The sequence below is a fragment of the Serpentinicella alkaliphila genome (assembly GCF_018141405.1).
GTDB lineage: Bacteria > Bacillota > Clostridia > Peptostreptococcales > Natronincolaceae > Serpentinicella > Serpentinicella alkaliphila.
Genome location: NZ_CP058648.1, coordinates 3,003,969 through 3,025,330, shown reverse-complemented (window position 1 = coordinate 3,025,330; position 21,362 = coordinate 3,003,969). Strand labels below are relative to the sequence as shown.

Here is a 21,362-nt window from a genome sequence, read left to right as displayed (position 1 = left end):
AGATTGGAATGATAAATGTGATACAGTATAAAAATAAAGAGTTACATCTAGATAATATATCCGTGGGGCAGTTATCTAAAGATAAAGCTACACCATTTTACTTATATTCTTTTGATCAAATTAAGAAAAATGTTAAAATGGTTCAAGAGGTTTTTGAGGGAGTAAATTACCATATATCCTTTGCTACTAAGTCAAATAATAATCTATATTTATTAGAAGAATTAAAGAACATGAATATAGGTGTTGATATAGTATCAAAAGGAGAATTTGAAGCAGCTAAGTTAGTTGGATTTCATAATGATGAAGTTATAGTAAATGGAAATGGAAAAACATTAGAGTTTCTATCTGAATTAGTAGATTTTCAGCCTAAGGCTATAAATATTGATTCTAAGGAAGAAATTGAAAGATTAGAGCAGATAGTAAATACCAGACAAAAGGAAGTATCTGTTGCTATAAGAATTAATCCTGATGTTGATCCTGTAACTCATCCATATATTTCAACTGGCCTGAAGAAAAATAAATTTGGTATAGATATGGACAGTGCAAAAGGGATAATTGAAAAGTATAACTCACATCCATATATTAAAATTAAAGGGCTACACCTTCACATTGGGTCTCAGCTATTATCTGTTAGTCCATATGAGGATGCCTACCAGAAAACTCACGAGTTTATGCTAAGTCTGAAAGAACATGGACTAGAGTTTGTTAATATTGGTGGTGGATGGGGTATCGACTATGAAAAAAATGGAAATAGTTTCCCTCTTGATGAGTATAAGGATAGGGTTATACCAATTCTAAAGAATATTAACCTTGAAATCATTTTGGAGCTTGGAAGATTTATAATTGGAAATGCAGGTGTTCTAGTTAGTAAGGTTGAATATGTTAAAGAGACTCCATATAAAACTTTCGTTGTTACAGATGCGTCTATGGCATCCCTAATAAGACCTAGCTTGTATAATGGATATCATCATATGTATCCTCAATTTGAAGGAGATAATACTGAAAAAGTTGACGTTGTAGGCCCTCTGTGTGAAACAGGGGATAGATTAGCGGAGGATAGGGATTTAAGTATTCCTAATCACGATGATCTATTAGTTATATGTGATGCCGGTGCATATGGTTATTCCATGAGCTCAAATTATAATTTTAGCTTTAGACCAGCAGAGTATCTTTTAAAAGATGGAGAAATTAAGGAAATTCGTCCTCGAGAAGATATTAATGACTTAGTAAAATATTATAAGGTAAATAAATAGTATAAAAAATAATAGGGTACATTAGTATCCTATTATTTTTAAGTTTATTTAATTCTATTTAATTTTTAAATTATTTTTTAGCATTACAATACAATCAGATTTATTAGAATAGCCTTGAACTATATCCTCTGCCAGTGCTTTACATGAAGGTGAACCGCAAGCCCCGCAATCTATATTAGGAAGATCCTTCACTACTTCTTCAATCAACTTCATTTTTGCAATAGCCTTAGATAAGTCTTTATCAAGCTTTAAGACATTAAGCGGCTCAATTGGCTGATCTAATAGGAATTTTTCAGGCTGAAAAAGGTCTTCTGGAATATATTTATAAAATTTTTGGGATATCTGCCTTATTCTATTTCGAGCTACAAAGGAGTTTTCTATAGTTAAGCAACCCCCAACACAACCATTTGTACATGCTTGACATTCAAGAAAGAGCAAATCATTAATTTTATTATTTTCTATCTCTTCAAGTACACTTATTACATTCTCTATACCGTCAACTGCAAGAAATTCACTAATTTCTAGGGCTTGACTCTGTCCCCCTGCCCTTGCCCATCCTATTGCCTTACCAGAGGAATAGAAATCTACAGTTTCTTTGATATTATCCATTAGCTTGCTAATATCTAAAAATAAAGAACTAATTGAAATAGTCCCTGTTATATTAGTGTATTTTATCCCAACTGGATGTTGAAAACTATATATTCTTGCAGAGCATGGTGAAATATAAAAAACTCCGATATCGGTACAACTAAACTTTGTAGATTTAATGGCATTTTGCCTAGCCATATATGCTGAAATTTCAACTGGTGAATCTATTGGAAGTATGTTGTCGATTAGTTCTGGAAATCTTAGTTGGATTAATCGAATAATCGTTGGGCACGATGATGAAATAACGGGTTTAGAGCTAGCTGATTTAATATACTTTTTTGTGAAGTTTGTGATTAAATCTGCTCCGTGGGATGTTTCAAAAACTTCGTTAAAGCCTAAATCTTTAAATACAGAAATTATTTTTACTGGGTCTGTTACTAAATCAAACTGGCTATATAAAACAGGGTCTATTAAAGCTATGCGATATGGAAAATTAAATATAGAATTAATATCGTCTGTTATTCCTGATAAAGCCCTATGGGGGCATACATTCACACAGTGTCCACAGTTAATGCACCTAGAATCTATGATATAACATTTACTATCTTTAACTCTAATGGCCTCGATGGGACATCTTTTCATACAAGTTGTACAACCTATACATTTTTGTGGATCTATAGAAATAGAATGAACTAGTGGATCCATATAATATCCCTCCGAACTACTTACGTTATATAAGATAACACTATATATATTATACTATTAAACCAGTATTATTTCTTGATTTTTCGGAAAATTAAATATTTAACAAAGGAAAATCTAGAGAGTAGTGAAAATATATATTGAAATGAAATTTTTTGTTGTTAAAATTGCAAAAAACATGTATAATACTTTTATGTTTTTAAAGCGGTTGACAAAGAATTCTGTTATTAGCACGATGGAATAATTTACTAAAAATTTAATTAAAAATGAGAATGCAATTACAAAAGAAAAATATACCATAACAACTAGGAGGAAAGACATTGGCGAATAAAAAGAATAAATTAACAACTAGAATTTTATTGGGCTTAGCCTTAGGATTGATTACTGGAGTAATACTGTATAATGTTCCTTCACACACTATTAAAGATGATGTAATTATAAAAGGAGTATTCTATATTGTAGGACAGGTGTTTTTAAGAGCTATAATGATGATGGTAGTACCCTTAGTATTTGTATCCATAGTAAATGGGGCTTCAAATATGGGGGACATAAAGAAAATCGGTAGAATTGGAATGAAGACTCTTGTATTTTATTTAGCGACTACTGCAATTGCAATATCAATAGCTATAGGTTTGGCTAGTATAGTAAATCCAGGTTTAGGACTTGATATGGCAAGTATTGTTACTAAAGAACCAACAATTAAAGATGCAGTACCTTTGGCAGAAGTTATAGTTGATATAATACCTAGAAACCCAATTAATGCTATGGCTTCGGGTAATATGCTACAAATAATTGCATTTGCCTTATTTATTGGAGTTGGACTTTCTGCATTAGGAGAAAAGGTAAAAATCCTTTCAAGTATTTTTGAACAGTTAAATGAATTAATGATGAAACTCGTAAGCTTTGTAATGGAGCTAGCACCTGTTGGGGTATTTTGTTTAATAGCTACAACCTTTGCGACGGAAGGATATGCAATTATGGTTCCTCTTTTTAAATATATGATAACTGTAATTGTTGCATTGATAATTCATGGAGTTGTAACCTATGGCTCTTTATTAAAAGTATTTACTGGTTTAAGCCCACTTAGATTTTTTAAGCAATTTTTTCCTGCTTTTTCCGTAGCTTTTTCGACTGCAAGCAGTAGTGCAACCCTTCCAGTTACGATTGAAACGGTTGAGGATAATATTGGAGTATCTAAGGATATTGCATCCTTTACTTTACCTTTAGGGGCAACAATAAATATGGATGGTACAGCTATAATGCAGGGTGTAGCAACAATATTTATAGCACAGGTATATGGGATTAATTTAGGTTTTAGTGAAATAACTACAGTGATTATTACGGCTACTTTAGCATCAATTGGAACTGCTGGAGTTCCTGGGGTTGGACTGATTATGTTATCAATGGTGCTTCAATCGGTAGGACTACCAGTAGAAGGAATTGCCCTTATTATGGGTATTGATAGAATATTAGATATGTCTAGAACGGCGATTAATATTACTGGTGATGCTGTATGTACAACTGTTATAGCAAAATCAGAAGGTGAGTTTGATGAAGAAATATTTAATTCAACAAAGGAATTACAACTAGCTTAAAAAAATCCCTCAATGAGGGATTTTTTATTATAAAAATTTTTCAATTGCTTTAGTCCAAAAATTCGAACCTTTTAATTTTAATAATTTCAGTTTAATATCAGACATCCTAAATGAAATTTCACTTATACCAAAATATCTATGCTCTAAACCATCACTTACGATAACTATAGAATCTTCAAAGTGGTATTCGGGATGAACTTTAATTGTTGCATCCGAAGGTACAATAACACTGGAGGTAAAGCATCTGTAGGCATTTGTATTAATTGGTGCCAGTGGAGTTACCTGTAACGCATTAAGTCTAGGATCTACGATAGCACCACCAACAGAGTAGTTGTAGGCTGTACTACCGGTAGAAGTAGAAATAAGTATTCCATCGCCGCTAAACCTTTGTATAAGATGATCTTCAACAGAAATATCTAAGTGTAGGGTACGGGATTTATCCCCTTTTACTGCGATTTCATTTATCCCTAGGGCTTCTATACAATCATTTCTAGTGCATATTTCACCTATAACAGGATTAATAATCTCTATGTAGTAATCTCCAGTTATATATTTTTCTAGGAAATAATCTATTTCGTTTGGATTAATTTCTGTAAAAAATCCGAGATGACCAGTGTTAATTCCTACTATAGGTATGGAAGGAAAGTTGTTATGATGTAGAGTTCTTAAAAAAGATCCATCTCCACCGATACATATTATGAGTTCCGCATTTTGATCAAAGGTATCAGATATTTTGTAACCTAGTGATATGAGACGTTCCTTTAAGTATTTTGCTGTATTTAAAGAAAAATTAGAGTCACTGTATACAATATTAATAATTCTACTTGTATCCAAAAGAACACTCCTTCCTGGGCAAAGACTTATATATATTTTTTGTCAATTTCTATTATTAATAAACATATATGTAAAAAAAAAAAAAGTCAATCAAAAACAGTAAAAAATTTAAAATAATATAAAAATTATGATAATACTAATATATAATATTTGTAGTAGATTAGGAAGTAGGTGCTAATATGAATTACGAAGAACAAAACGAGAATTTAATTACTTTTAAAGTTGATGAAAAAAATCATGGCAAAGAAATAAAGTATGTATTAAAAAATGAGCTAAATGTATCAAGTAGATTGTTAACCAAATTGAAAAAACAGGAGTCAGTTTTACTAAATGATAAATATGCCAAGAATCATACTATTGTAAATATGGGTGATATTATTAAAATAAATATGGATGAGCCGGATAATCAATTTGAGCCACAGGATATTCCACTTAATATAGTCTATGAAGATATAGACGTAATTATAATTAATAAACAACCAGGCATAGTAGTACACCCTACAAAAAGTCATCCGACAAATACAATTGCAAATGCACTTACATATTATCTAAAGGAGAAAAATATTAAGTGTAGAATAAGGTTTGTTAATAGACTAGATATGGATACTTCAGGCTTATTAATCATTGCAAAAAATGCATTTACTCACCATGTAATTTCAGAGCAAATGCAAAGGGATCTTGTAAAAAAGAAATATTTAACATTTGTTGAAGGTATAGTATCCAGTGAGGAAGGTACTATTGATGAACCAATTTATAGGCCTTCTGAAGATGAGGTTAAAAGAGTAGTTGACCCTCGGGGGCAACGGTCGATCACTAAGTATAAAGTGATAGAGAGATTTAACACCGCAACATTACTTGAAATCGAATTATTGACAGGTAGAACTCATCAAATTAGGGTACACTTATCCCACTTAGGACATCCATTAATTGGAGATAGTTTGTATGGTAAAGAAAATGACTTAATTAATAGACAGGCACTACATGCCTATTATTTAGAATTTTTTCAACCTAGATTTAAAAATATTGTAGAATTATATACTAATATGCCAAAAGATATGGAAAATCTTCGAAATATATTGAAAAACACAGAAAATATTCTATAGAATATAACAGGAAATTAAAGGAATTTCTTGATTTATATAGAATAATATACATATATAGTATTAGAAAAATATGTATAATATTATATTAAAATATGGTTTGAGGGGGATTCCAGTGGACTATTTTAATGATGAACTTGAGGATACAACTGAAAAGGAGTTAGAAGGTCTCTGTATTCAGTTTATAGAGATGCTTAAGAGTTTAAAAAACACAGGTAGAATTACTGAAGAGGAATTTCACAGTCATATAAAATTAAAGGAAGAATATGTAAAATATAGAGTTAACAAAAGATATTAAGTATTATATACGGATAGGTATTATTATAAATGAAGAATAAAGTCTAAATTAGGCTTTATTTTTTTTTTATATCGTGTTAAAATATTATGTAAACCTCCGGTGAAATTAAAATACATACCAAATTTTAAATCTAAATACTAGGAGGTTAATAAAATGAATAAATTTAAAAATAAAAAGATTTTAATTGGTATTTACTCATTGATTTTAATGAGTATAGTAGGTTATTTGTTTATAACGAATTACGTTTATAAGGCTGATAACTTAGAGCTATCATATTCAACTTTTCTAGAAAATTTAAATAATGGAAAAGTTGAAAAAGTTTATTTAACTGATACACCAAAATTAAAAGGGGTAATGGCTAATGGACAGATATTTTATACTGATAACCCACGGCTCAATAACCTTAAGGAAACCTTATTAGTTAACAATGTAGTAGTTGATGAGGTAAATGAGCAAATTAGCGCAAGTAACCTATTAACTTTTGTTTTACTAATTGGTGCATTTGTAGGGATAGGCTATTATTTATCTAAACAAGGAATGCGTCAAACATCTAAAGAATATGACAAAATGTCTTCAATTGAATTTTCTACAGAAAAAGATTCTAAAGTAAGTTTTGGTAGTATTGCAGGTAATGAGGAAGCGAAAGAAAACATGATTGAATTAGTAGACTTTTTAAAGCAACCTGAAAAATATGAACGATATGGTGCTAGAATGCCCAAAGGAGTAATCCTATATGGACCTCCTGGAACAGGTAAGACATTAATGGCAAAGGCCCTAGCTAGTGAAGCTGGTGTAGATTTCATTGCAGTATCAGGATCTGATTTTGTGCAGGTTTATGCTGGGCTAGGGGCAGGGAGAATAAGAAACCTATTTAAAAAGGCAAGAGAAAAGGGAAAATGCGTTATTTTTATAGATGAAATAGATGCTATTGGTAAGAAGAGAGACCGTGGTGGATTAGGCGGTAGTGATGAATCAGATAGGACATTAAACGCACTTCTAACAGAAATGTCTGGGTTTAAAGGAAGTGAAGGGATTATTATTATGGCAGCTACAAATAGGCTTGATATACTTGATGAAGCCCTGTTAAGACCTGGTAGATTTGATAGACAAATTGAAGTGGGATTACCAGATTTAAAGGCTAGAAAGGATATATTAAGTTTATATGTAAAAAATAGGCCAATGTCTCCAAATCTTAGTATTGATAGCTTAGCTCAACAGACTGTTTACTTCAGTGGTGCAAAAATCGAAAATTTAATAAATGAAGCAGCGATATATGCAGCAAAGGAAAATGCACAATATATAACTGAAGACCATTTAGATAGAGCATTTTATACTGTTGTAGCCGGGGAAGCAAAAAAAGATAGAAGTGGAATAAAAAAATTAGATAAGAGAATTACTGCATACCATGAAGCAGGGCATGCAGCAATTACTAAGCTACTATGTCCTGAAAATAAAGTAACTAAAGTGACAATTATTCCAAGCACTAAAGGGGCTGGGGGCTTTAGTATGAATATCCCGCCGGATAGAATGTATCATACTAAAGTTGATATGCTAAACAACATAAAAGTTTCTTTAGGTGGACGAGTAGTTGAGGAACTAGTATTTGGTGAAGATAATATTACGACTGGGGCTAGTAACGATATCCAAAAAGCAACAGAAATTCTAACAGCTATGATAAAACAATTTGGTATGAATGAAAAAGCAGGTATGTTAAATTACGATATTTTACAAGGTCATCATAGTGGAGTAGATGGAGAATTAAGAAAGCTTATAATGGATGAAATGAAAAAACTCTATGATGAGACTAAGACATTATTAGAAGCTAATATCAACTTAGTCAAGGAAATTGCTGAAGAGCTATTAATTAAGGAAACATTAAACGAAGAACACATAAATGAGATTTTTGATAACTACTGTAAACAGGAACAAAAGGAAAAATGTTCGTTTTGTAATTAGTTAATTTTAATGTATAATATTATTATGATCGAGGTTGTTAGTTATAACATCGTAAAATTCAACCGACAAATTATATCCGGGAGATTGTATTTTTATTTGGAAGAGATGCCTCTTTAAGTGGACCTCAGATGAATAATTGAAATCACCCACCTAGTTGAATCTCGGGTATGAATTTTACGATGACACGGCATCCTGGGTAAAATAGCCCACCTGGTAACAGGGGGCTATTTTTATATTCTTAAGATCTTAAGCTTTCTACAAAGGGTTTAATTTTTAATGTGTTTGTTAAATCTAGGGATATTACATATGTTAAGCATCCTATGGCACAGGATACAAGAGTGCTCCAACTATTTCTATTTGTTACGGAATACATAGCTTTATAAATTAAAATCATTAAAGCTATCATAATTGTAGAGCACAAAAGTGGTTTGATATAGGTTTGTAGTATTGGTAGATTTAATTTGAGATGCTTTCTTAAGGTTATCATATTAAGTACAGCGATTAGACATGTTGAGATTATGAAACCTATAAAAAATCCATTAATACCATACTTGGGATTCGCTATTAAAAAGTATGTGCAGTATAGCTGAATCAACATTCCTAATAAATAATTAACCGATGTAATTACCTGTTTGCCCATTCCGTGCAGTATGCCAGAGGAAGTATGTTGAATGCACATAAATATAGTTGCATAGCTAATTATAGATAAATATTTTCCAACATCCCCGTTATTATAAATTAGGTATCCTAGATGATCCCCAAACATAACTAGTACTATTGTGGTTGGTATTGCTACAAGCATAGTTACTTTCATAGCAAGACCAGATTTATATTTAACATCTGAAATGTTATTTACAGCCAATTGTTCTGATATATTTGGGATAATATTTAAAACTAAAGCTGTAGTAACTGTAAAGGGTAGAAATAATAAGGGCATTGCCATACCGGATATCTTACCAAAGATTTCTACTGATTCTATTGCACTTATACCAGATATCTCTAATCTCTGTGGAATTAGGATTGAATTTGCTGATTGCATCCCTACAGCAATTAATCTACTCAAGGTTATTGGTACGGATATAAACAATAAATCATTAAGTATATGAATAGACGGGGTTTTATAAAATTTCACAATTGTAGACCTAGATGTAAGCTTTTTAAAGTTAAACTTAAATATTAAAAAAAGCAAACTTCCTAGCTCTCCTAAAGTTACCCCTATAATAGCAATGTTAGCAGCAGAGACTGGATCTGTAGGTCTAACATAATATAGGTATGACAAAACAAAAACTATTCTGAACACTTGCTCAATTATTTGTGCATTTGCAGCGGGTTTAATATCCTTAAGTCCATAAAAGAATCCTCTCATAATACTTGAAAGTGTAATAACGCTTATAGCTGGTACGGACCACACAAGAGGGTAATAAAGCTTTGGATTTTTTAGTATATTATTTGTAATAAATTTTAGCTCAACGGAAACAAGTATGGACAACAATACTGATATGGCTCCACCTAAAAATAAAGCTATGGCTAGTACTTTATAAACTCCATTTCTATTGTTAACAGAGTTTTCTTTTGCAATCATTTTAGAAACTGCTATTGGTATGCCTGCAGTTGTTATAGTTATAACTACCATTAAAAAGGGAAAGACCATTTGATATAGACCTATAGCCTCAGCTCCAATGAGTCTGGATAGTATTATTCTATAAATAAAGCCTAGACACCTGACTATAAAATTAACAACTGCTAAAATAAATGTACTAAATAAAAAAGAAGAAGACTTTTTCAATATATCACCTTGTATAATGAAAACATAGGGGAAGTCATTATACATTTTCCTTTCTAGATTATTTTCTATATAATCTTTATAGGCGCTGTGGATTAGTTTGTTCACCTACGGCAGCTGTCCCTATACAGCCGACTGTTTCTTTTGAGGCTATAACCACAGCTCTATGTTCATTTGTTAATTAGTTAGATAACGCTTTGACGTTTTATATATAGCAAGGATACATTTAACATAGGGTTTGTGGAAACATAGCGTACTATATTTAAGGAGTTGATTACTATGTTATTTGTGGGCATTGATGTTGCCAAAGCTAAACACGATTGCTGTATCTTAGACTCTGATGGTGTTATTCATACTAATTCTTTACGTATTTCTAATTCTAAGGAAGGTTTTGATACCCTATATTCTTCTATCCTTTCTGCTCTTGGCTCCAAGAGTATTAACAACGTAAAAATAGGACTTGAATCAACAGGTCATTACAGCACAAATATCACAAATTATCTGTATTCCAAAGGCTTTCAGGTCACCATCCTAAATCCATTGGCTACTAATCTTTTCCGTAAGGCTCAAACCCTTAGGAAAACTAAAACAGATAAGACCGACGCTAAGGTCATTGCAACTATGCTCTTTACTGATGAATCTAAATCCTATTCACCAGTATCATATCAGATTCAGGAGCTAAAGTCACTAACAAGACACCGTCATAGAATGGTTAGTTACCGTTCTAGACTTAAACTTTCAGTTAGTCGCTTAATAGATATCATTTTTCCTGAATTGCCAAGCTTATTTTGGTCTATACACCAAAGTTCCAAATATGCATTATTAATTGAATTACCAACCCCCGATAGTATTTACAACTGCAATCTGACAAAGTTGACAAACCTAATAAGAACAAACCTCTAAAGGTAAATATAGCAAAGAGAAAGCAATTGCTTTAAAAGAGCTTGCTATCAAATCTATTGGGTCAAGCAATCGCTCTACCTTCGAATTACAACAAACTATTCGCCTCATACAATCTGTACAAACAGAAATAGATGCATTAGATAATCAAATTAAATTAGTCGTACAAGAACTCAATACCCCACTCATTACTATTCCTGGCATTGGATATACTCTAGCTGCCATTATATTAGCCGAAATTGGTCATATTGATCGTTTCTCCAACCCACTAAACTTCTTGCATTTGCAGGTATGGATCCTTCTACTTACCAATCTGGGACTTACAATGCATCTAAAACTCCATTGGTTAAGAGAGGCTCTACATACCTTAGGTGGGCTATTATGCAAGCATCTAGACTTGTTGCTATGCGCGATAAAGTCTTTAGTGATTATATGGTCAAAAAGCGTTCTGAAGGCAAACACTTCAATGTTGCCAGATGCCATGTCGGTAAAAAGTTAATTAGGGTAATTTACTACCTCCTAAAAAACAATACTGCATTTGTTCCACAAGTCTAATTTAATCTATTTTTTTCAGAGCAACTGAGTTGCTCTGTTTGTCATGCATTTTTTTGTAATAGATGTCTTTAAAATTATTTTCTTCATGACTTCTTTAAATACGAAATTTTTCTTGACTTCATATAGTTAGTCTCATGTGATCAAGATAATAATAAATATTCTTTTGCTATTTCCTTTATTACAACATAGGACTATAAATCAAAAAAACATTTGAAAATATGTGAATAATTCATTAATATGGGTACATATATATGAACATAAATATGATTTTTTAATGGGGTGTTTATTTTGATAGAAAAAATAGATGGAATATTATCAAAAGAACAATTTACGGAAATTATGGAAGACAAAATACAAAATTCATTGGAATCTTTTACATTGGCTATAATAGATATAGATAATTTTGAAAAGGTTAACAATTATTATGGAGAATCAGTGGGAGATAAGGTGATTGAAAAGATTGCTTCAGTGCTTAAGCAGAATCTATCTGCAAATGATTTTGTTTGTCATAATAATAAAGATGAATTTAATGTTCTATTTAGCAGTACATCCGCTGAAACGGGCTTTATAATGGTAGAAGAGATTAGAAAGTATTTAGATACAAATACATTTCAATTAAATGGCAGTCCTAAAAAAGAGGTTAATATAAAAATCAGTGCAGGGGTTGCGAATTTTCCTAGACATGCAAAAAATTCTATTGAACTATATAGAACAAGTGATAGTGCTCTATTTAGGGCAAAACGGGAAGGTAAGAATAGAGTGTGCTTAGGAGAGAGTGAAAATATGATTTTAAAATCCAATTACTATACAAAAACTCAACTTGAAAGATTAAGTGATCTATCAAAGAAGACTGAAAAAACCGAGGCATTTCTTTTAAGAGAGGCATTAGATGATTTATTTGAGAAATATAGTAAATAGTTATATAATGTAGATATATTAAGCAAAAGAGGTGATTAATATGGATCAACAGAAAAAAGTGAAATTTGTACCGGAGATTAAGGGAGTATATAGAAGTAACTATATTGAACTACCTAAATGTATTGCTGATGCAAGTGGAATAAAAATATTTGGAAAGAGAATAAAATCTGTACTTTTTAGTACGGATGTTGCCATAATTAAAAATACTAATGCAGATGCAGTTATAGCCGTATATCCCTTTACACCCCAGTTAGTTATTACCCAGGCTTTGATGTTGGCTTCTGATGTCCCTGTTTTCTGTGGTGTTGGAGGTGGACATACTACTGGTAAAAGAGTAATTAACATAGCCCTGCATGCTGAATTCCAGGGGGCTATAGGTGTAGTAGTTAATAAGCCTACTCCAAATGATATAATTAGAGAATTAAAAAATACTGTAGATATTCCTATTGTTGTTACTGTAACCTCAGAGGATGAAGATATTATCTCTAGATTAGAGGCAGGGGCAGATATTTTAAATGTTTCTGGAGCTGCTTCAACACCTGCCATTGTAAGAAGAATAAGGGAGATACATGATAGTGTTCCGATTATTGCAACAGGTGGGGATACGGATGAATCTATAATTAGAACAATTGAGGCAGGGGCAAATGCTATTACCTTTACCCCGCCGTCAACAGCTGAGATATTTTCTGTTTCTATGAAGAAGTATAGAGAATTAAAATAGACTGTCTATAGAATTAAACTTAGGAATCATTTTATCAAATGTTGTAATATATTTAAAACCCATGTCTTTTAAATGTTTTGCAGCATTTTTAAGTTCAAATCCCACGTGTTTTTTTGAATGTGCATCAGAACCTATGGTAATTATTTCGCCACCCATTTCTAGGTAAAGTTTAAGGATATCTATAGATGGGTGGTAATCTCCTAGCTTGTATCTTATTCCCGAAGTGTTTAGCTCAATACCTTTTCCCTTTTCTATCAATTTCTTTAAAATTGTAATAGTAACCTCTTTATAATCTTCTAAGGGTAAGATTATGTCATAGCCACCGTAACGTTTTATCATGTCTAAATGTCCAAAGACACTGTAATTATCGTAGTTATCGATAACATAGAGTAATTCTTCGAAATACTTCAAATATGCTTCTTTCTGTGTAATATTATCAAACAGGTTTCCTGAGTATAAATCCTCCTTATTAACACTATGTATTGACCCTATAATGAAGTCCAAGTCTTTGTTAGCAACATAATCTTTACATTCTTTAATTATATGGGGTTGAAGACCTACTTCAATACCTTTTTTTATTGTTATTCTATCTTTATATTGTTCTATATAACTATTTAGTACGCTTAAATAATAATCATAGTTAAAAGCTATATCATGACCTTTTCCATCAAAGTCAAAATCTAAATGGTCAGTGAAACATATTTCTTTTGTCCCAATGGATATAGATTGTTCTATAGCATCCTTCATAGATAAGGAAGAGTCCGGAGAAAATGTACTATGCATATGATAATCAAACATAAAATAATGCCTCCTTTATAGTTTTAATTTACCCATTTATTTTACATCGTATTATTTGAGAAGTCAAAAGTATGGATTAAAGGAAATTATTTTTAATAAAAATTACTTTAAAGATAATGAGTAATAATGACATTAAAGGCAAAACTATAATTAAAGTATTGTTTTCAATACAGTATTAGTTTATTAGTAAAATAATGTGAGGAGGTGGGTCAGAATGAATCTTGATACTAAAGATATGATTACTAAAAAACTTTTAGATGCTCAAGAGATGGTTAGAGACTATGAAATGTTTTCTAAACATACAAATGATAAGGAAGTTTCAAAAGCCTTTAAAAACTTCGCAGAAGAGAGTGGCCAACAGGCAAGAAGTTTACAAAGTTTAATTGATAAATATAAAAGAAATTAATAATAAAAAAATATAGGCGCTTTTGCGCCTATATTTTTAGTCTATTTTCTCACTAATTTGTTTAAGATCTATCATTTTACATTTACCTTCGAAAAATGCGTCTTCATCAACAATAATTGATTTAACAGATACATCTCCGACTAATCTACCATTCGATGTTATTCTAATTTTATCAGAAGCATTAATATTTCCTTCAACTAATCCAGAAATGACAATGTTAGTTGCTGCAATATTACCTATTATTTTAGAGCTTTCTCCAATAAATACATCTCCACTAATAATTAATTCCCCATGCAGCTCCCCATCGATTCTGATTGTACCCGTAGCTTTTAGAGTTCCTTCAAAAGAACTATTTTTGCCGATAAGCGTATCAAATTTATCGAATTCGACATTGCTTTCTTTTACTTGGTTTTTACTAAACATATATATCCCCCTCAAATTAATTTACTAACATAGTGTTTGGATTAATCGGCTTTCCATTTTTTCTAATCTCAAAGTGTACGTGTGGGCCTGTACTACGGCCAGTGCTACCAAGTTTTGCTATAACATCTCCTTTAATAACTCTATCTCCTACGTTCACTAGATTTTTAGAGTTATGAGCATATATAGTGGTGTATCCATTACCGTGCGAAATCATTATCATTCTCCCGTAGCTTCCGTTATACCCTGAAAAAGTAACTATACCACTTGCTGATGCATAAATATCTGTATTGGTTTTATTTGCTATATCTATACCATTATGAAATTCCCGTCTTCTATTAATTGGTGAAATCCTAAAACCAAAGCCTGAGGTGATTCTTCCATTAGCAGGACGACGGTCTGGAATAGACTCTAAATGTGCCAATTGTTTTTCTACGTCTTTAATAAGCTGCTTCATATGAGTAGTTTGATCTTCTACTAACTCGTGTAGAATGTCTATACTATCTTCATAATTTTCGTCTAGTACAAATGTACGAAAGTCAGACCTTGATACAATAAATTGATCACTTTCCATAATCAGATCACCTTCAAGTCCTACTAAGTCCATTACTTGACTTTCTAATTGCACTAGGTTCTCTAATTTACTATGGACTTCCTCAGATTTTTTTACGAGGGTATTTATTCTTTCTTGTTGCATGGAATTCTCATTCTGAAGAACAGAAAGATTACGCTTTGTTATAGAAAGGGACTGATTGACATAAAAAAAACTACTACTAAAAGTAATTAGACATATTAGCGCAATTATAGATGATGATGCAACCGTAATTAAAGACCTGTATGAGAATGTAAATTGTATAATTTTGTCTGTTGTGTTTGGTATTATCATAAATGTGTATTTTTTATTTCTTTTTATATTATCTATTATTTTCTTATAGATTTCCATTAATTTGTTCCTCCTAATAAAAACATCACGTTATATATATTCTACTAAAATAAAAAAAAACCTTTTTATGATTTAAAATATATTTAAATTAATCTGACAACTATGATAGAATACTTATGAGATTTATTTAGAAGTTATTGTTATTCTAATAAATTATAAAGGAAGTGACACAGATGAAGTTGATTAACAATAGGTATAGAATACTAAATTGTATTGAAAGTGATTCAAACTATAGTAAATATATTGTTAATGATTTAATTAAAAGGAATGAAGTTGTATTCCTTAATATAATTAATGCTTCTGATGTTACTAGACCATTAATTGACTTTTGTGTGAACAACTTCTATAACATATCCCCCTGTAACCATCCGAATATTCTTTCGATCTATACCTTTGGAATCGTAGAGCATATAGATGATAAACCGTGTAATGAACTAAAATATTTTTATACAACAGAATACTATGAAAATAATATAATAGATTCTATGGACAAGCCACTTAATAATGAAGAGATACTTGAAATATACATTGAAATTGCAAGGGTTTTAGATTACTTAAACTTTAATGGAGTAATATACAAATTTCTAGGGTTAGATACATTGATTATTAATAAAACAGATGGAGTATATAGTGTTAAGCTTGTGGATTTAATATCTTTACAACATAAAGCATTAAATAAACAATTTGATGACAATATAGCTCTAAACTATTTAGCCCCTGAAATTGTTAGTGAGGGTGGCATTGGAGAATATACTGATATTTATTCTGTAGGTATTATTTTATTTTATCTAAAAACGCTTGAGAAATATAAACCTAGTAAGCTTTCAAAAAAAATAGAAACATGTATAATTGACAACCTAAAGTGGGATCTAAGTTTTTATAGATTAATATATAATTTGACTAATAGCGAATATAGAAAAAGGCCTCAGACAATCCATGAAGTTAATATAAAAATCAAGGAAATATTCTCTTATGAAAGTGAAATTGATGATAAAAAATATATAGATAATTTAAATTTCAAAACACCAATAGTTGGTAGAGATCTTGAGTTAAAAGAAATTCTTTCATCTTCGTTCAATTACGATGAAAAACAGAATGTTTTTCTTGTAGTCGTACAGGGTTATAGAGGCATTGGCAAAACTAGACTTTTAAGTGAAGTACATTATAAAATGCAACTCAAAAGAATAAAAAGTATTTATGTTAGTATTAGTGATGATGAATCTAGTTTTTATAAAATAGTTCCTAAGATATTAAAACAATTATATAAAATAGCTCCATTAAACATTTTAGATAAGTATAGTAAAGAATTAGTAAAGCTTACACCTGAAATAGGTTCAAATATTGCTGTTACGCCTACTAAAGAATTACATAGGGATAAGGAGCTATTAAGGCTATATGATAGGGTATCAAATTTTATAATTGAGGTTTCCCAAATAAGACCAATTTCTTTGGCTTTGGATGACTTTCATTTTTCGGATAATAGCTTTTACAAGTTTTTGGAGTATTTGGTTAATGTAAATCAAATCAAAAAAGCCCCTCTACTAATAATAGTTGCTATTAGCGAGGATTCAATTAAATTAACAGAAAGTCAAGAGTTTATTAGTAAATGTTCCAAATACATTAATATATTAAACTTAAGGTTAAGTAGACTATCATTAGAAGAGACTGGACAAATGGTAAATAATATTTTGGGTTACTTAAGAAATCCGATAGATATCGCAACCCAAATATATAATGAAACCGAGGGAATACCAAGCTTTATTGAAGAGATATTAAGGCAATTGTATTCTCAAAATATATTATATATAAACTTTAATGATGAAACCCAAACTTACGAATGGAAGATAAATCCAAAAATCTACAGTGAATTTAAGCTTCAAAATAATATTGACGAAGCTATTGTACAGTTAATAAATAATTTTAGTAATACAAAACGCTCACTACTAGAGATAATTTCGATCTTTAATACATCAACGTCTATTGATTTAATAGGTAAGATGTTAGATTTAAACGTTGATTTATCTACGGAATTTTATGAATTAACCAAATTGAAAATCTTAAATGAAAAGTTAGAGGATTGGGGTTATACCTACGGATTTCATAGCGTTGAAGTAAAGAATTATATTTATAATTCTATAGATAATGAGAAGCTCCTATTATTACACAAAAAGGCTAGTGATTTGATTGAAGAGCTATACAAAAGAGAAGGAAGAGAGAATAAGGATGAACTGATTTTCCATCTATTAAAGTCAAATCAATTAGATAAAGTAATAGACTATTGTATTGAGTCAGGGGAAAACATGTTTAGACTCCGAATATACTCTCAAGCTATAGAGTTTTACAAAAGGGCCTACGAACTTGTTCAAGACAAAAAGGATTATCGGGCTCTAGAAATTATTATGAAAATAGGGCAGACTTATCAAAATCTAGGAAAGAATAACGAAGCTATTGAAGCCTTTGAAGAAGTAATAAATATATCTAGTATTATTGGGGATAAGGAGAGGCCTATTGATGCGAAAAACATTATAGGATATATTTATTTCTTAAGAAATGACCTAGATAAGGCTGTGGATTATTTTAAACAATGCATTAAAGATGCGGAATATATAAATTATCTAGAAGGGCTTCTGCGAGCAGCATATCTATTGAGTAAAACTTATATTAATACTAGACAAATACTAGATATGGATAGTATTAGTGTTAGATATCTAGCTTTGGCCCATAAGCATAATAGATTTGACTATGTAGGAATTTTCCTAAGTCAAAAAGGTATTGCAAAACATATTAAGGGATACTCTTTAGAAGCTATAGAGTTTTTCAATGAGAGCATTGAATATTTGGAAAAAGGTGAAAAACCTCAGGAGACTTCAGGACCCATTAATAGTATTGGACTTATTTACTTAGAGCATTTTCAAGATGTAAAAACTGCAAGAAGGTATTTCGAGCGGGCTCTAAGTATCGCTCAGTTATATCATAAAGTAGAGGATATGGTAAGGGCGTATAATAATATTACAGATTCCTATATGATGGATGGAGAGTATGAATTAGCTGTAAACGTCTTAAATAAGAATATCTCTTTATCAATAGAATACGAAGATGAAATAGCTAGGTTTATTTCATATGTTAAGTTGGTAGAATGTTATATTAATTTAGAGGAATATTCTAAAGCATATAGTAGCTTAATTAAGGCTCAAAAAGAATCAAAAAACTATTTATTACATAGTGAGTATAATGAGAAATTTCTAGAGATTTCAGCAAGATTTTATAATGCTATGGGTAATTATGAGAAAGTTCTAGAAATTCTAGAGAGCTTTAATTTTGATCAACTTGATATTAGGATGAAACAAAAGGTAAGGTTAATAAGATTTATTGCAAAGGCAAATTTAGGCCTATTTGTTTATGATAATGAGTTATTAGCCATAATAGAGGCTTATAGAAAAACTTCTTATGTTATAGATAGACGGGTAGCTCTTTTTACGGCTAATCTATACTTTATTTTAAATGGGGATTTTGAGAAAAGTTTAAACATTTATAATGAAGATATTGAGCTGTCGAAGGTTTTTGATAACGATTTCTTTAGAATAAGACATAAGTTTTTAGGTGCTTTAACTAATAATCATGAAGAGGCGATTGATAATCTTGAATTATTGCAGACTGAAAGCTTTAATGTTAGACATGATGAGATTAAGTGGTTAATCTACTACATACTAGGTAATCTCTATTTACACAAGAAGGAATTTTTTAAAGCTACAAATTATTTCTTAAATGCCTTAGATACGATTAACCGATTGTACAGTAACGTTCCTGAGGATTTTAAGGATAATTATTTATTAGGTGGTGGAAAACCCCTAGTTAAACAAAAGCTATTGTTTATGGAGAGTTTAATAAGCGATAAGACACAAAATAATAGCACGAGTCAAAGAAGGAATGATTTAAGTAACTATTTCGATGTTTCCCCATTAAAGTCTTTAATTAAAAATCCAGAGTTTTACAAACTTGCATTGAATCAATACAAAGAGCAATTTCCACTACATATTGATTCAATAGAGGGTTTAATTTCTAAGTTATCTAGTGATACTTTAAATAATCTAGAGTTAACAATAGGGTTAATATCAAGAAATATATTAGCTACAAGCAGCCATATTATTATGAAGTTAGATAACAAATATGATAAGGTTGTATCCATCGGTAAAGACATAGAGCTAAATGAAATATCTTATATGTTAGAAAAGATAGAATTGAGTAGACAACCCATATATATCAACAATACAGATAGTATGGAAAACAACCAAAAGAATATTTTATATAGGGATGCTAAAGCTATAGTTTGTTTACCTATATTTAGTAGGGATAATAGTGAGTGTGAAGGGATAGAACGTAGAAAGGACTCTGATATTAATACTATACTAGGATTCTTATATTTAGAATCAGACATAGTGTTTAATAACTTCTCTACTGAACGTATTGAAGAGTGCAAGAAGCTTATACCATTACTATCATCGCTTTTAGATACATACTATCTAAAGATATATTCTTCAATTGATAAATTAACAGGTGTTTATGAACGAAAGTTTTTCGAAAAATTATTTAAGGAGCAAGTGAGCAAGGCTACTCTATCAAATCAGCCATTTTCAATTATTATGTGTGATGTTGATCACTTTAAGAAGGTTAATGATACTTACGGCCATCAAAAGGGTGACAAAATTTTAGCTGAGGTAGGAAGTGTAATAAAAGGCAATATTCGAAGGACTGATTTTGCTGCAAGATATGGAGGAGAAGAATTTATAATTTTACTTCCAAATACTACAAAAGATGATGCTTTTTTAGTTGCAGAAAAAATAAGAAAAAAGTTTAAAGAGGAAAACCTTCTAGGTAGGGAAAGTCAGTTAACAATTAGCTGTGGTATAGCATCATTCCCTCAAGACAGTACCAGTCACGAAAAAATTATAGAACGAGCAGATCAGGCGCTATATAAAGCAAAGGATGAGGGTCGTAATCGCTCTATAAAATGGAAAGAAGGTATGGATTTTGCTAAAAATCGAGTAGATAAATTAGCTGGAGTAATTACAGGGAATGTTGTAGAGGATCAAAGAAATGCACTGGTCTTAGTAAAGGCTATTGAAATGGTTAGTAGTCAGGGTACATTAGAGGATAAGCTGTATGAGATATTAGGAAGGTTAATCGACATATTAGAGGCAGAAGAAGGAACAGTTTTTGAGCTAGAAGATAATATGCAAATTACAAACCGTTACTGTCGAAGACGACTAGTAGAAGGCTGGATAAAAGGATTAGAATACAATAATAGATTAATCGAAAAAGTTATTGATATGAAGCAGGGTGAATATTTGATTGATTGGGAAGATACTTCTAGCATCGATGTTTTAACTGGGAGCCCAAATTGGAAATCAATTATAATCATGCCGATAATGCATAATGGTAATATTAAGGGAATTATGTATTTTACTGCATTCACTAAATATAGGGAGTTTGATTACAATTCCTATAACTTAGTTAAATTGACCAGTGGTGTAATAGCAGCCCTGCTGACATAGGTAAAAGTAAAAACAGTGCTCACATTAAAATGTGTGAAGC

General features: G+C 30.9%; 16 protein-coding genes, 1 other RNA gene and 1 pseudogene. 12 read left to right on the top strand and 6 right to left on the bottom strand.

Going from position 1 to position 21,362, the window contains the following annotated elements:
- The first annotated feature begins 8 nt into the window (after positions 1-8).
- On the top strand, positions 9-1,253 hold the full coding sequence (gene lysA, locus HZR23_RS15405; RefSeq protein WP_132848994.1) for a diaminopimelate decarboxylase: 1,245 nt from the start codon (positions 9-11) through the stop codon (positions 1,251-1,253).
- Between the two features lie 54 nt (positions 1,254-1,307).
- Here the strand turns inward: lysA and HZR23_RS15400 are convergent, their stop codons facing one another.
- Positions 1,308-2,546 carry a [Fe-Fe] hydrogenase large subunit C-terminal domain-containing protein gene (locus HZR23_RS15400; RefSeq protein WP_132848993.1) on the bottom strand — a complete coding sequence of 413 codons (1,239 nt, stop codon included), beginning with the start codon at positions 2,544-2,546 and terminating at the stop codon, positions 1,308-1,310.
- A 317-nt stretch (positions 2,547-2,863) separates the two neighbouring features.
- Between HZR23_RS15400 and HZR23_RS15395 the strand changes: the two genes are divergently transcribed.
- Entirely contained in the window at positions 2,864-4,138 is a 1,275-nt protein-coding gene (locus HZR23_RS15395) for a dicarboxylate/amino acid:cation symporter (RefSeq protein WP_132848992.1), read from the top strand.
- Positions 4,139-4,165: 27 nt separating this feature from the next.
- Here HZR23_RS15395 and HZR23_RS15390 read toward each other — a convergent pair whose 3' ends face one another.
- Entirely contained in the window at positions 4,166-4,972 is an 807-nt protein-coding gene (locus tag HZR23_RS15390) for an NAD(+)/NADH kinase (RefSeq protein WP_132848991.1), read from the bottom strand.
- A 179-nt stretch (positions 4,973-5,151) separates the two neighbouring features.
- Here HZR23_RS15390 and HZR23_RS15385 point away from each other — a divergent pair, with 179 nt between their 5' ends.
- From HZR23_RS15385 to ssrS, 4 genes are all read left to right on the top strand, one after another.
- Complete coding sequence (locus HZR23_RS15385; protein ID WP_132848990.1) at positions 5,152-6,075, top strand: RluA family pseudouridine synthase; 924 nt, start codon at positions 5,152-5,154, stop codon at positions 6,073-6,075.
- A gap of 112 nt (positions 6,076-6,187) precedes the next feature.
- Entirely contained in the window at positions 6,188-6,370 is a 183-nt protein-coding gene (locus tag HZR23_RS15380; RefSeq protein ID WP_132848989.1) for a hypothetical protein, read from the top strand.
- A 153-nt stretch (positions 6,371-6,523) separates the two neighbouring features.
- Positions 6,524-8,326: an ATP-dependent metallopeptidase FtsH/Yme1/Tma family protein gene (locus HZR23_RS15375; protein ID WP_132848988.1), complete on the top strand. Its 1,803-nt coding sequence runs from the start codon at positions 6,524-6,526 to the stop codon at positions 8,324-8,326.
- Between the two features lie 23 nt (positions 8,327-8,349).
- A non-coding RNA gene (ssrS, locus tag HZR23_RS15370) (6S RNA) lies at positions 8,350-8,529 on the top strand.
- Between the two features lie 35 nt (positions 8,530-8,564).
- Here ssrS and spoVB read toward each other — a convergent pair.
- The gene (gene spoVB, locus HZR23_RS15365; RefSeq protein WP_132848987.1) at positions 8,565-10,157 is read right to left on the bottom strand and encodes a stage V sporulation protein B; all 1,593 of its coding nucleotides are present in this window, start codon (positions 10,155-10,157) and stop codon (positions 8,565-8,567) included.
- A 231-nt stretch (positions 10,158-10,388) separates the two neighbouring features.
- Between spoVB and HZR23_RS17385 the strand changes: the two genes are divergently transcribed.
- The 4 genes and pseudogenes from HZR23_RS17385 to HZR23_RS15350 all read left to right on the top strand — a co-directional run bounded on the left by HZR23_RS17385 (position 10,389) and on the right by HZR23_RS15350 (position 13,203).
- On the top strand, positions 10,389-11,012 hold the full coding sequence (locus HZR23_RS17385) for an IS110 family transposase (RefSeq protein ID WP_249536698.1): 624 nt from the start codon (positions 10,389-10,391) through the stop codon (positions 11,010-11,012).
- Between the two features lie 25 nt (positions 11,013-11,037).
- A pseudogene (locus tag HZR23_RS18145) lies at positions 11,038-11,564 on the top strand (transposase).
- 288 nt (positions 11,565-11,852) lie between these two features.
- Positions 11,853-12,482, top strand: a complete 630-nt coding sequence (locus HZR23_RS15355; protein ID WP_249536696.1) for a diguanylate cyclase — start codon at positions 11,853-11,855, stop codon at positions 12,480-12,482.
- Positions 12,483-12,522: 40 nt separating this feature from the next.
- Positions 12,523-13,203: a beta/alpha barrel domain-containing protein gene (locus HZR23_RS15350; protein ID WP_132849684.1), complete on the top strand. Its 681-nt coding sequence runs from the start codon at positions 12,523-12,525 to the stop codon at positions 13,201-13,203.
- On the opposite strand, the gene HZR23_RS15345 is transcribed toward HZR23_RS15350, so the two are convergent.
- The gene (locus tag HZR23_RS15345) at positions 13,195-14,001 is read right to left on the bottom strand and encodes a histidinol-phosphatase HisJ family protein (RefSeq protein ID WP_132849685.1); all 807 of its coding nucleotides are present in this window, start codon (positions 13,999-14,001) and stop codon (positions 13,195-13,197) included. The genes HZR23_RS15350 and HZR23_RS15345 overlap by 9 nt on opposite strands.
- 214 nt (positions 14,002-14,215) lie before the next feature.
- On the opposite strand from HZR23_RS15345, the gene HZR23_RS15340 reads away from it, so the two are divergent.
- Positions 14,216-14,407, top strand: coding sequence for a hypothetical protein (locus HZR23_RS15340; RefSeq protein ID WP_132849686.1), 192 nt, complete (start codon positions 14,216-14,218; stop codon positions 14,405-14,407).
- A gap of 36 nt (positions 14,408-14,443) precedes the next feature.
- On the opposite strand, the gene HZR23_RS15335 is transcribed toward HZR23_RS15340, so the two are convergent.
- Positions 14,444-14,830, bottom strand: coding sequence for a bactofilin family protein (locus tag HZR23_RS15335; RefSeq protein WP_132849687.1), 387 nt, complete (start codon positions 14,828-14,830; stop codon positions 14,444-14,446).
- 16 nt (positions 14,831-14,846) lie between these two features.
- Complete coding sequence (locus HZR23_RS15330) at positions 14,847-15,770, bottom strand: M23 family metallopeptidase (RefSeq protein WP_132849688.1); 924 nt, start codon at positions 15,768-15,770, stop codon at positions 14,847-14,849.
- A 173-nt stretch (positions 15,771-15,943) separates the two neighbouring features.
- Here HZR23_RS15330 and HZR23_RS15325 point away from each other — a divergent pair, with 173 nt between their 5' ends.
- Positions 15,944-21,322: a diguanylate cyclase gene (locus tag HZR23_RS15325; protein WP_132849689.1), complete on the top strand. Its 5,379-nt coding sequence runs from the start codon at positions 15,944-15,946 to the stop codon at positions 21,320-21,322.
- Positions 21,323-21,362 lie beyond the last annotated feature (40 nt).